This is a genomic window from Tolypothrix sp. PCC 7712 (genome assembly GCF_025860405.1).
Lineage (GTDB): Bacteria > Cyanobacteriota > Cyanobacteriia > Cyanobacteriales > Nostocaceae > Aulosira > Aulosira diplosiphon.
On sequence record NZ_CP063785.1, the window covers coordinates 7,389,821 to 7,403,569 of the forward strand.

At 46.0% G+C, this 13,749-nt stretch carries 8 protein-coding genes; 3 read left to right on the forward strand and 5 right to left on the reverse strand.

The window, feature by feature from the left end; genetic code table 11:
* Positions 1–89: 89 nt before the first annotated feature.
* The 4 genes from HGR01_RS30060 to HGR01_RS30075 form a co-directional block, all read right to left on the reverse strand.
* Positions 90–5,939: a type I polyketide synthase gene (locus tag HGR01_RS30060; RefSeq protein ID WP_264264160.1), complete on the reverse strand. Its 5,850-nt coding sequence runs from the start codon at positions 5,937–5,939 to the stop codon at positions 90–92.
* A 2-nt stretch (positions 5,940–5,941) separates the two neighbouring features.
* Positions 5,942–6,940 carry an enediyne biosynthesis protein UnbU gene (locus HGR01_RS30065; protein WP_235623012.1) on the reverse strand — a complete coding sequence of 333 codons (999 nt, stop codon included), beginning with the start codon at positions 6,938–6,940 and terminating at the stop codon, positions 5,942–5,944.
* Complete coding sequence (locus HGR01_RS30070) at positions 6,865–8,820, reverse strand: CRTAC1 family protein (RefSeq protein ID WP_045868541.1); 1,956 nt, start codon at positions 8,818–8,820, stop codon at positions 6,865–6,867. The genes HGR01_RS30065 and HGR01_RS30070 overlap by 76 nt, the downstream gene beginning before the upstream one ends.
* A 150-nt stretch (positions 8,821–8,970) precedes the next feature.
* Positions 8,971–9,942, reverse strand: a complete 972-nt coding sequence (locus tag HGR01_RS30075; protein WP_052335079.1) for a DUF1702 family protein — start codon at positions 9,940–9,942, stop codon at positions 8,971–8,973.
* 596 nt (positions 9,943–10,538) lie between these two features.
* Between HGR01_RS30075 and HGR01_RS30080 the strand changes: the two genes are divergently transcribed.
* The 3 genes from HGR01_RS30080 (at position 10,539) to HGR01_RS30090 (ending at position 12,715) form a co-directional block, all read left to right on the forward strand.
* A complete protein-coding gene (locus HGR01_RS30080; RefSeq protein ID WP_210403064.1) occupies positions 10,539–10,916 on the forward strand; it encodes a hypothetical protein in 378 nt (125 codons plus the stop codon).
* 658 nt (positions 10,917–11,574) lie between these two features.
* Positions 11,575–11,811: a hypothetical protein gene (locus HGR01_RS30085; protein WP_045868538.1), complete on the forward strand. Its 237-nt coding sequence runs from the start codon at positions 11,575–11,577 to the stop codon at positions 11,809–11,811.
* 94 nt (positions 11,812–11,905) lie between these two features.
* Positions 11,906–12,715, forward strand: coding sequence for a transposase (locus HGR01_RS30090; protein ID WP_235623021.1), 810 nt, complete (start codon positions 11,906–11,908; stop codon positions 12,713–12,715).
* Positions 12,716–12,808: 93 nt separating this feature from the next.
* Here HGR01_RS30090 and HGR01_RS30095 read toward each other — a convergent pair whose 3' ends face one another.
* The gene (locus HGR01_RS30095; protein WP_228045159.1) at positions 12,809–13,480 is read right to left on the reverse strand and encodes a DUF4277 domain-containing protein; all 672 of its coding nucleotides are present in this window, start codon (positions 13,478–13,480) and stop codon (positions 12,809–12,811) included.
* Positions 13,481–13,749: the final 269 nt, after the last annotated feature.

Genomic DNA, 13,749 nt, shown 5'->3' on the forward strand with positions numbered 1-13,749 from the left:
GTAGGACACAAAGAACTCAAAGAAAGAAAGAAAAAAAGAGAATACGATTTTGTTCAGTGCAAGTTTACAGAGAATTGGTATAAGTCCTGTTATTGTTTGTTGAGAAGTACGGCAAAAACTAGTTTGTGGGCAGAGGTCTGCACGGATATGCCAAAGGTAAAAATCTGCAAGTTTCCTGATTCCAGCAAAACTTGATCGTTACCAAGCCTTGAATTAACGAGTATGAGGGGGGCAGTTGAGATCGCACCAGCTTTCTTGAGACATTCAATTGCCGTCCAAATCCGAGTAGCACCAGTATTCTGGTCTTCTCCCCACTCCTGATGAATGATTTGTGCTAGTTTGAATCTCTCTGTGCCCAGCAGGTCTTGCCAGACGGAGACAGGACGAGGAACTACGGGTTCAACATCACAGCCAATTGCACCTTGTCCAGCGACGGCTATGGTTAAAGCTTCGGTATGGGACACAGAGACTTGCTGACCACCTAATACTTCTGGCTTGCCGTCCGATCGCCGCCAGATTGGTAATTTTGAGCCAATAGCTTGTTGAATGGCGCGATCGCTGCGTACTCGTCTTTCTACAGCAGGATCGCAATCAACTATAACGGTGATATCAGCTAGCGGAACCAGTTGCTGAATTCGCCGTTCCAGATAGGGGCCTAGCAGTGATTCGACCCAAGGATTTTCTAATTCTGTTGAGTGAATCACTTTGATCTGTAATCCCTGCCAGCGTTCTAGAATTTGACCTGAGCGATCGAAAATTTCTAGGTCGTAAATGAAAGTGTCCCCGTCATGCGATCGCTCTTTGGCATAGACAAATTGTGGCTCTGTACTGGGTAGACTACTCAATTCCAATCGCTCGACTGCGATCGGCAAAAGCGTTGCCTGGGGAATGCAGGCTTGCAAAGCATGAACGGCTGCATCTCGTGCAGCGGGATCGCCCAAAACTAAATGTGCAGGCAAATAAGAGCTAAACCAATGACTGCCTTGATCTGGTGCAATTTCAGCCAGACACTCTTTCGCTCTCAGTTGCCGATAACGAGACAATCGCTGAAATCGCCCTTGATGGAAGAGGAGGCGACCATAAAGATCCCGGTTTGGATTCAGCGTCACAAAGTCGGCGACAGATGCCCATTTCGGCGCATGGGTGGATAGTTGACCAATCTCTGATTCCTGTTTACCCATCCAACAGGTGGCTCGGAAGTGATCGACTCCAAATGCAGTCTGCTCACTTCTGAGTGCTACTTCTATGTGTCCCGGCTTATACATTAAAGCAACAATCCGAATTTTCAAAGGTGTGGATTCGCTAACAACAACGGGGCGATCAAACTTTACCTGCTCAAACATCGGTGGTTGCTCTGTTCTTGCCAATGCCATAGCTACCTGTGCCATTGCCTCTAGTCCCAAGACGGCGGGAAACACTCGTTCACCCTGAAACTGATGATCATTCAGATAAAGGTCGGTTGCTGTGGATAGGGTGGCATCAGCTACAAGTTCTACACCAGGATAATAGATTTGTGGCTGTTCTAGAAAACGCCGTAATGGCAGGTCTGGTTGCTCTAGCTGAAGTGTCGGGAGTCCACCGCAACGCCCAGTCACGATCGTTGAATTGCTAGAGAATGGCTGAGTCAGTAGGTGATATAGCATGGCAATGCCTCGATCTGTCGAGATCGGCGTAATTCCCTGCCGCAAGAGAGTATTTATACTGCCCAAACGCGAACCCATTCCCACCTCAGACCAGATTGACCACTCGATAGTCAGGCAGCCACAATCAGGATGATCTGCCTGCCAGCGTTCAACTAGACGTACTAGCCATTCATTTGCTAGGGCATAGTCCGCTTCACCGGGTAAGCCTGTGCGGGCAATAATTGAACCGAAGGCTATCAACAGTCGCAAATGGTCTGGATTGACTGCGGCCAGCACATTCTCCAAACCCTGAACCTTGGGAGCAAGGGTTTGGAGAAAATCGGGTTGATCCAAGTTACTCAACCGTTGCGGCACATTGCGGGCAGCACCGTGTAAAATCGCGGAGATGGAACCGAATGCTGCTTCTGCTGTTTGAATGGCTGATCGAACTGCAACTGCATCAGTAATATCGGTGGCAATGTAGCGAAATTCAATGCCCGCCGCCGTCATACGGTCGAGATTGGTCAAAAGTTCAGGATCTTGATCTGGCTGCGATCGCCCCAACAACACCAAACGCACTCCCGTATCTTTGGCTAAGGAAAAGGCACATTCGGCGGTAATTCCTTTACCACCACCCGTAACTAGCAACACATCATCTGATTTCAGGGGAAGTTCAGTAGATGTTTCTAACTGGGGTAAAACTTTGAGCATTAGCTCGTGTCTTCTTCCCAAATCATCATAATGCGCCTCAGAATAAGCGATCGCTGCTTTTGCTTCTGCCAGTACCCATTTTGCCGCCTGGGGATGATTTATCGGCACGTTGACCACACACGTAGTCAGATTCGATGCCTCTAAATGAAGTGTGCGGGCAAAGCCTCCGCCACTGTTGTCATGCTGCACAAGCACAAACTGTGTAGGGGTTTTTGCTAATACAATCCGAGCGCCTGTCAGCAAAAGATGGATGTGAGAAACATCCGGCTGTGGTGGCAAACACACAACCACACCATTACCTTCACATAGATTGAATGCTTCCTGTAAGGAATTTGCCAAAGGATGCTCTGGTGGTGCAATAATTTGCCAGGTTCCAACTGCATTTGGTGAGAAGTGACGATGGGGTAGGGTACGCTCGACTAGCTCAACAGTAAAAGGGCGTATCCAAGCATCAATCCCGGATGGCGGGTATTTGTCGTTATCAGTCGATACCGATTTTCCGGTTTGAGCCAGTTCTGCCAATGCTTGGACAATTTCACTTACTGTTGCATCTGCGTAGTTTGTGAGGGCAACGGGTGGTGACAAGCCAAGACACCGCGCGGCTTGAGCGACTAGCTGCCCCACTGTAATCGAATTCAAATGTAGGTCACTCAAGAGGCGACTATCGTTGTTCACGGCACATAGAGGCAGTTCAGCGCGTTCAGCTACAAGTTGGCGGACTAGATCGCAGGCAGAAAGTTCTGAGTTGGTGGAGATGCGATCTGTAGCTTCTATTGGTTCAGGATGACTTGCCTCGTTTTCCGTGCTTATATGCTCTGTTACGGATTCAGGTAGCGGTGCTAACTCACAGGGATTGGCAAAAAACTTCGGTTGCCAATCCAGAGAAAGCGATCGCGTAAATCGATCCGCAAATAGCGCTTTGTGGTGAATTGGTGTTCCTAGAACAAAGGCAGCTGCAACGGCTTGCAATAAGCCTTTGAGTGAATTACTACTGACATCGAGGGGTATAACTAGAGTGTCAACCAATTCACTCACCAGTCCACTCAAGACTCGACCCGGTCCAACTTCGAGCCAGAGATCGACATCTGCCACAGCGTTGCTAACTGCCTCCATAAACCGGACAGGAGAAGTGACCTGGCGGTAGAGGAGTTCTCGCAGATCTGCATCATATGCAAGCGGCGAACCCGTTACCGTTGAAACTACCAACCGTTGTAACGAGTGAATTTCCTCATCTACTAAATGATTTGCTAAAGGTTGGGCAGCTGCCGCTACTAGGGGAGAGTGGAATGCATGGGAAACGGGCAGTTGAACTACTTTCAGTCCCAAGGCTTGAGCTTTAGCGACAATCGCTGCTACTGCCGTCGCTTCTCCAGAAATAACTGTCTGACGCGGCGAGTTAAACCCTGCGATCGCGGTCGGATGGGTGATGGTATTGGTTGCATAAGCTTTACTATGCCAATTAGCTGGGCCAGTATCCAGGATTAACTCCTCAACTAGAGGTGGTGCTGCCTGGATACTTGCCATTGCGCCCGTTGAACTACCTAAAGTTGCCATCGCCCGTCCGCGTACTGTGGCAATCCGCAGTAGCGTTGCTTGATCAAACGCGCCAGCCCAGTGCAGCGCCGTTAGTTCGCCCAGGCTGTGTCCGATCGCCATGTTCGCCTTCACTCCCAGCGTCTCTAGGATGGGCAGCGCAGCCATTGAAGCAGTAACGATCGCAGGTTGTGCGACAAGTGTAGAAAGGTTACAGCTGTCTTGCGGCAAATTTGCTTGTTCGTAGAGCGATCGCACCGATGCAAACCGACGCTCCCAAGCTCCCCCATTCAGGTAGATCGGTGAGCCTTGTCCGGGGAAGAGAAAGCCGATACTGGGTTTGTGCGTTCCTATACCTAAAAATATCCCGGCATCAGCATCTAACCGAGTGGTTACACCGTTGTCTAGCCAGGAATGCAAGGTTTTTAAACTAGCTTCTAGCTGCAAAGCATTTATAGCTAAAATTGCCGCACGATAGCGTGAATTACCTAAGTTATGGGCGAGTTGCGCGGCCAGATCCGTGAGTTCGGAGCGAGAAAGTTTGGCAGCAAAGCTGAGTAAGCGTTCTACTTGCTGCTGCAACTGGGTAGTATCCTCTGCACCAAGTAACAACAACTCTGCATCTTGGGCAGATGATAACAAAACGCGCTCTTGAGGGCTGAGGTTTTGTCGGCGATCGCTTGCCACACCTTCCAAAACAATATGGGTGTTAATTCCGCCAAAGCCCATTGCACTCACACCCGCCCGAAGTGGGGCATCCAATGACCACAGTTCGCCAGTTGTTAACCGTCGTAAAGCAGGATGCTCGCCTGTGAGTTCCGGATGGGGCTGCTCACAACCTGTGGTAGGTGGCAACACCTGGTTATGAATTGCCAAGGTAGCTTTGATCAGTCCGGCAATCCCTGCTGCTGCCTTGGTATGACCGATATTGGCCTTGATCGAGCCGATCGCCGCAGGTGGAGTATGCTCACCAACTTCCCGACGGGCACGGGAGAGGACTTGCAGTTCGGTGGCATCTCCCACTGTCGTTCCTGTACCATGTCCCTCAAAATAAGCAACTGTGTCAATCCCAAACCCAGCACGGGTATAAGCGCGCTGTACTGCTAAAAGCTGACCCTCGACTTCGGGGCGAGTCATTCCCCCGTTGCCATCCGATGAAATACCCCAACCACGAATCAGCGAGTAGATGCGGCGATGTTGGTCCACTGCGTCTTGATCGCGCATGAGTACGGCAAAACCACAGCCTTCGCCAGGAATGAAACCAGCAGAACGGGCATCGTAGACGCGCATTTCCTCCGTTGCCAGAGCGCCCGCTTTCGCAAACCCGATGATCTCAAATGGGTCGATACTCACATCCACTCCACCTACCAGCGCCACGTCTAAATCGCCATTTACCAGGGCTGAGCAGGCAGTAGCAACGGCGAGCAGTGAAGCACTACAAGCTCCATCCACCGTATAGCCGCCGCCTTTGAGGTCGTAGTAATTGCAGATCCGCCCGGCAATGGTGTTCGATAGATTACCTGCCAGGGTTTCTTCACCCACTGGCGGGAAGGGGGCTTTGTACTGCGTTTCCAGGGCTTGCAAAAATTCCTGGCGCTGCTGATGTGGCCAGTTCTGATTAACCAAGGCAGCTTCCACCACACGATGTACATAGGGCCAGCGCAGACGCAACAAATTGGTGCGGGAAAATTCACCTGTGAGCGTGTTTCCCAGTACTACTCCGGTGGTTTGACGCGGTAAACCTTGACCTTGGGGAAATCCAGCATCAGCGAGTGCTTGAGTTGCTACATCCAATGCTAGCCAGTGGACTAAATCAGCACAACGGTAGGTGCTGCCTGCCACCCGAAAACCCACCCGATCAAATTCATAGCCTTCTATCAGGGCGGCTTGGGTAGCGTAGGTAGCATCTGGCGTGTTGTGATCGCTAGAGAAATAATCTTCCAAGCGTAAGCGATCGGAGGGTATGCGTCGGAAGGCGCGACGCCCAGCCAAGACATTTTCCCATAGCTCTGCCGGAGAACGAGCATCGGGGTACTGACAAGCCATGCCAACAATAGTAATTGCGGGTTTCATATTCAAAGTTCTCCTACGGATGCGGGTGTCGGCAGTAGAATAGCCTGCACTGGAGTAGCCAACGCTTGCAGGTAAAGACCAAGCCCCCGGAGAGTACAGACAATGGTGAGAGCGAAGAACAATCCAAAGACGATGTGAGTGATCATCAGCAACCCATACACAACCGCAACAGCTAAGCCAAATAAGATTTGACTGTGTAATTGGCTGGGTGTTGTACCAGGGTCTGTAACCATGTAAAAGGTGAAGAGAATAAATGCTACGCCTGTCATCGGTAGTAAGGCCGCAGTCAGGGGCGTAGCGAAGAGGATGCTGCGGAACGCTGCTTGGAGAATAAAGGCACTCAACCAGGCAGCAATTAGGGGTAAGCGATGGGTGAAGCGAGCATTGAGAAAGGTACCAGAAACAACGATGATTCCCGGTAAGAGCCAATCCCCAATTCCATCAAGGTTCTCCGTGAATTGATAGGGAGGAGCAATGCTCACCCAGGGAAAGAGCAACAGCGTCACACTAATACCAAAGTTGGAGGGATTGAAGAAATGGCGGTAACTTTTGCCGACAGGAGTGCGGAAGATGGCTTTTGAGCCAATGGCTACGGCAACTGCAAAAGCGATCGGCAGCAACCGTTCGTTAGCGTACAGTAGCATCACAACTGCTAGCCCAGTAATGTGAGCAGGGAGCAGAAAATCAACGAATTTGCCTAGCCCACCCTGGGCGAACTGGGGCTGGCGTTGCTTTACAGAAGCGTCTATCAACTCCAGCAGTATCTCCATACTGTAAGCCGTGCCCAATGCCACAAGCGGCTGTACCCAGGATTGCTCAAAACCTAGAACAGTGTGCCCCAGAATGTTGAGGATCGTAATCGCGGTCGCAAAGCGTCGCAATCCTGCTAATCGGTTGGTTTGATTCCAGCTATCCGTCGTCACCATTAAATCTCCTTTTCTGCTAATCCACTCAGCAGGACTGTGTGCCAACCAGGTTGCAGGTGCAATGTCTGTTCGCACACCTGTCCACGCAAATTGCGCCAGCGTAAATCAACTCGCACTGGTGTATCCAAAGACGAGCGATCGAGTCCAAAGTGCAAGTCTGTACTGCGTACTCCTGAATGCCCGTTGCCACCATCTACCTGAGCGACGAGTTGTCGTCCATCTGGGAGATATACGGTTGCTGTAGCACCAATTGCAGGCTGTGCAAAAGTTTTTGCTCCTGGATGCCCTGGATAAGTAGTGGTGCTGGCAGATGAATCCAGTACCCGGAGAAGATGCAGTCCTAAAAATGCTTTCGTTTGCGAGCTTTGATTCTGGTAAAAGTAAGAAGGTTCCCACTGGTTGGCTACAGCAAAATCTAAGTCACCATCTCCATCAACATCAGCAGTGGCAATTCCCCGACTGACCGAAGTTTCATCTAGTCCTAGTTCCTTTGCCAAATCGTAATAGCGACCATTTTTGGCACGTACAAAGAACGGATTATGCTGATGACCGCTTAAATCGTCACCCGGTTGCAATCTGGCCCAACTGCGCGAATCACTCAGGAGTTGATCGTTACCCATTGCTAGTTCGTGCAACTCAGGCCAACGGTTGACATTCCCTTTAGCAAAACCCGTTGCTTGCAGTGCTTCTAAGGTTCCATCGTTGTCAAAGTCACCAAATTTGGCTTCCCACGCCCAGCCACTGCGCGACAATCCTAATTGCTCGCTGCGGTCAATGTAGGGCGCGACACCTTGCTGTATTCTCTTGCCGGTGTTGAGAAACAGAAAGTGGCTTTCTTCCAAGGCATATTCCGCAGCAATGTTGCTGACATAAATATCTAATAAACCATCACTGTTGATATCTCCAAAATCTACCCCCATTCCTTTAAAGCTGTCGTGACCTAAAACTTTGGAGTTGGCAGTGGTTAGATTTTTCTTGCCTGACAAGATGGCGAAGTGCAGTTCCCCTGGTTGAGAGCGATTGTGTAGCAGGCGATCGGGGCCAAAATCATTAGCAAAATAGATTTCAGGTAAAAGATCGCCATCGAGATCTGCTGCTCCCACAGCCAGCGTCCAACTATTGGCTACAGTCTCGTCCAGAACTCCCTCGATTTCTTGAAACTGCACTGTTGGCTCTACCCCTGCTGTTGCTCCTGTCCATAACAGCAAATGCTTGCGTCCGCCATTCCTCGCTCGCGACATCGAATGCTGCATATGTTCGCGTCCGGTGGCTTTCGCGTCCAGAATTCGCGCTCCATCTGGGTGGTAGTTGCCGACGATTAAATCGGTATGTCCATCCCCGTCTAAATCAGCCAGGGTGGCAGCATTGGTATACCAACGTTCACTCTTGGGTACAATCTCGCGTTGTACGTAGTTACTATTAGTTAGGGCCAGTTTGTCTGTTTCTCTTCGCAGGTAGGCGATCGGGGTTCTGCCCCAGTAATAAACCAGCAGATCCAGCCAACCATCTTCATTTAGATCCTCGATTAAGCACCCCATTGGAGCCATGACGCTTGATTCGTAGGAGAGTAAACCAGGAGTCAAGGCAAATGGTTGATAACGGTTGGGTGTTCCAGGTACGGGAGCGATGATCGCTCGATCTACTCTGGGATCGACGTAGCAAACATCATTTGCCAACCCGTCTTTATCCAAGTCGTTGAGGGCAACGGCTGCACCAACTGAAGAAGTCCAGGCGGCGTGGCGTTCTAAACTAGGATGCACTGCCCGCACAAATTGCAATGATTGTCCTGTTAATTCTGGTAATGGTAAACGAGTGAAGCGAAATCGACTGGCGATCGCCCCTCGTTCTGGAGCAGATAAATCTGGCAGTTGAGCAAAATAGAATAACGTCACAATCAGCGCGATCGCTACCAAACGCCTTGTATGATGCCAAACAAAGCTTTTTATAAAACTCATACAGCTTCACCAAAGAGTGACTGTAAATAAAATCTCTTTTACTTGGTCGGGTGTGTTGTCGCCAAGCGCAACGCACTATCCTAGATCTAGTTACTTTTTCCTCCCCACACCCATATTTCTTTAGAAATTAGGGAAATCAGATATATAGTGCTATCTGCATGAATTCATATATGGCTGGACTTGTTTGATGGCAAACTGTGCTTGAATCCTTCGCCGCCAGATTTCATACGCTGGCTCTGTTCCTATGGGGAGTTGTTCTAGGGCAATGTCAGCTATCTTAGCGGCGGCGTTAGCAGAACAATCACACAGAACTTCACAGGCGATTTCTGTGTATTCTGATGAATTACCAGCGTTTTGACGGGCTTTCGCGGCAAAAACAGCCCCCTGCGCTATGCAAGGCAGATAAATCCCTGCTGATTGCCTTAATGCTTCGATTCCTGCGCGCTCTACACCCCCAGCATAAGCACAAGCAAGCCCGACACCACTCCAAAGGTCGGCCTGTCGTGCTGTAGGGAATTGCGAGATTGTGACAGGAATTCGCGCAACATCCCCACCATCGATAAACCACAAACTCCGCCCTAGACCTTGATCGAAAACTCTACAGGCATAACCAGACAACCGATTTGGCACTATTTGTTCTGCCACAGCCCATTGCCAGTGAAAATAGCCTTCATGGAAGCCGTATCCATCGACTGTTAGCCACCCTAATAACGGATCTAAACGCTGTAGAAATGGTTTAACCCGTTGGTGCAGTCGAGCCAGAACCCAACCAACTCCTACATGCACCATGTATACGTGTGCGGCTCCAGGTCCTGCTAGAAAATTATGCAGGCGATTCCGCCTCCAAGGGATTAGGGCATCTTGGAGAGCCAGCCCCATTGCGGCTCCTTCAAAGGCAAACCCACGTAATTCAAGTTCAACTTGGTTGAGCTGATGCGCTAATACCTCTGAACGGTCATATCTAAGTGCCGTATGATAGCCAAACAAAAATATTTCCCCAATCTGCTCTAATCGCTGTTGCGATCGCGCATCTCCCTGATGAAAACATCTCTGGGCAAAGGTTGTTTCTTTTAATGAAATACCGAAGATCTGTTGGCGTAGCCCGGCTAAACAAGGAGTCATATTAAAACCTTTTATATAAAGAGTGATTGACCAAAGTTTGCCAAAACCCCAAAAGCTCCCTTCTAGGTTTGATGTCTAAAAGCTGGGCAAGGTTGTGTCCATATTTGAAATTGCAAAAAGATTTACAGCAGAACTGTCTTATTGCTGAAAAAGAACTATACAAGCGCTAAAAAATAGTCGGCAAAGAAGGCAAGATAAAGACAAATTAAATTACCTTATCCTATAAGTTTGCTCTATAGCAAAATTCAAAATCTAACACCCAAAGTTATAGTTTTTTGTTCAGCTAAATACACAAAGTAAACTAAAACAGCAAAAATGAAGAAGTTCTGTCCTTCTAAAAATGGAAAAATAAACTTTGACGAGAGAGGATACTCAAAGAGTAATTTATAAAATAAGGTTAAAGTACTACTTTAACCTCTTTCAAGCGAAGTTTACAAGTTTTAATAAACAAAAAATTGTATAAAGATTATATAGGTGTTTAGATTGAGCTAAATCAAACCATATAACTATCTGACTTTAATAGATAAATATTATAAATATCGTTAATTATAATCACAAAAAAGTTAATAATAATACATAAAATACGAGGCTTAGATTTGAGTCGAAAAGAAAATAAAACTGGCAATAAAGAGGCGCGTCGTCCAACTTTTTACATGAAAGAGGAGTTACTTAACAAAGTAGCAGATCAGGCAAGAGAAGAGGGAAATACAATGTCACGCTTTGTAGTTGAGCTACTGAATTTATTGCTCTTATCTCCCCTTGGTCAGGAACTTCAGGAAAGCGCAAGGAGAAATCGGCGTACTTTAATTCAAGAGTTGAGGAATAACTTAATTCTATTTAACGAACAAATTTCATCCGACGAGATTCGTCAGTTGGCACAAGAAAGTCAAAGAAATTCAGATCAAATGTTAATTTACTTAGTGTTACTTGGACTGCAAATTTATAAAGATCGTTTAGAGGCAAAGCTGGAGTAATATTGAGGATTGTAATTGGTACGTAAGCCTTGCCTGAAACTAATTAACTTTATTAAAGGATTTTTGCCAGATTAGAGGTGTGTACCATAAACTCGTTTTGGAAAGCACTAAAATTGCTCTATACTTCAATTTGATTCATACAAATAATTGACAAGCAGTCACTCAGTTAACAGTAAATACTTCCACGGTATACTCGAACTTAAATTTAGTACTTCTCCGAAATTGCTCATTTTGCTCCTACCTCATTTACTGGAGTTTAGACGAGTTTCAGGTGCGGAATGTAGGATATAAGCGAATGGCACTAAGAAAAGCTATAAGCCATACACAACAAGGAATATAGCTTTTAATGCAGGGTAAGAGCATCTCAATCAGGCTTGACATAAGGAATCAGAAGAATCTAATGTATTGTCAGTAGACCTAAAAGTTCTGCGATCACGCACAGAGCGATACCTATAAAACCGACTGTTGTCAAAAAAACCGTATTCTGAAATACATTTTTTAGAAAACTCCTTCAGCAACTATAAATAAGTAAAACTAATTAATCACTGAAAAAGTTAAGAGTAACGCGCCCACCAAAAGATAGTTCTGGATCTGTAGTATGCAATTTTTGTAAAGTATGGAGGTAAAGAAGCAAAGTTGAGGATTATTTAGTTTGGCTATGAATGCAACGGAGCCAGTTCTAACTGATAGTAAAACCTTAAACGAAGTAGTTAACTGTTTAACAGAACATATTCCAATTCAGACTCAAGGTAAGTGTAAACAACAAAATATCTTTGAAATTTTAATTCGAGCAGCCACCCAAAGGGATAGTATTGAAAACACAACCAAAGTCTTAAAAAACGTTCCCTCAAGCAACGACATTCGTTACCCTAAGCGAGAAATATTCAGATATTAAACCTCTAGAAACAGACTTAAATACATCACTTCAAAGCCGATTACCAGATGGAATCCGAGAAGGTAAACAAAAAATAGCTATTGATTTCAACTTAATTCCTTATTATGGTGAACCTTCACCATCAGAAGCACCATATATTTATAGAAGTCAAGCTAAAAGTGGTACTTGTTCTTTCTATGCCTACGCTACTGTTTATGTAATTAAGAAGAATAAAAGAGTCACCTTAGCTATCAAAGCTGTTCAACAACAAAATACGAAGGCAGCAATTATCACTTATCTTCTAGCACTGATTGAGCCTTTAAATCTTACAATTGAAAGATTATACTTAGACCGTGAATTCTTCTGTGTCCCAGTGATCAGATGGTTACAAGCTCTTGATATTCCATTTGAAATGCCAGTAATTGTTCGCGGCAAACATGGAGGTACTAGACAATTAATTAGAGGCAGACGAAGCTATAAAACAACTTACACTTTAAACAGCGATAAATATGGCTCTGTCACTTTTCAAGTTTGGATAGTTTGTACCTATAAAAAAGGCAAAAGGCGAGCGCACGGGCGAGAATTTTTTGTTTATGCTGTGTATAAAGTTAAGTTGTCATTACATTCAATACATGACGACTATCGTCTCCGTTTTGGAATTGAAAGTAGCTATCGGATGAAAAATCAATGTCGGATTAAAACAACTATCAAAAATCCCACAATTAGATTTCTATTTGTAGCTTTAGCTTTTTTAATTATTAATGTTTGGATTTATCTAGTCTGGCATTATCTCAGCCGTTTAAAAAAAAGTTCAAGACAAGTTTTCTCCCATCTATTTACCCTTAAACAAATGCTTGAGTTTTTACGTCAAGCAGTAGACCGCAATTATGGAGTTGCCTGTGAAGTTTACTTACCATCTGGCTGATTTTGGTTGATTTTGGGGTTTATTTATAAATTAATCTTATCATTTAGCCAAGCAATCAGCTTTTGTATATTCCCCCCAAAACTATATCGTAAACTACCATTTTTTAGCGATCGCAGAAGTTTTCGGTCTACTGACTTTTTGTATATTTTGCCAAGTGGGAAAATATAACGGGTCATCGGCTCCATTTCCTTCGAGGGTGGCGCTAACTAACGGCATTCCCATCGGGTCAAGCGTTGCTAACAACTGACGATATTGCAATAAGTCTGGGCGTTTATCTTTGGAATAGCCATAACACAGTAGATTCTCTTCTGTATCGCTTTGATTTTCATGGTTGACACTGAAACTCGTTGTGTCCGTGCGTGCCCTAGTCGTTGGTAATTCGTAGGCTTTAATTATCTGCCTTCCTAATTTGATTTCTATTTCCTGCCTAGCAAGTGATTGCTTTCCTAATTCTTCTACTACCCTTGCCAATCGGTCATCACTAGCATCTTTTTCTCCTATCGACCATCCCGTACTTAATTCCAATATTCTTCGGTGTGTTTCTACCCATGCTTCGACCGCACACAAGCGATGGTCTGATTGAGTGATTATATATGTTAGAAATAATACACTCAACTGCCCATAGCTCATTCCTTGGTGGTTTCCGTGTGGTTTCTTCAATTTTTGGTCGATATGTTTGGCTATTTCAATTTGCTTGAGCCATTCAACTATCAATGGAATATCGTCTATCCGCTCGGAGCTTATTTTTACTTCTGTCTCGCTCATCGATGCACTCCATTCCAACACAATCTGAGCTTCACACTACCCTCAAATCCTCTCTCATAATACCTTTGCTTTAAAAATCGTCTTAACCCTTACCGATAAAGCCATTAATTCCTTTTACTGCTTCAAAATCGGCGAACGCACAGTTTGAGAATGACAATATCATTTTTAGCGTTCCGCTAGGTTGCCGCAGGCATCGCTCTGTTCGCAAGTTATATCTAGTTCATTTGTTCTACTAAAACCCATCTCTATTTGGCACTTTGTCAATATTT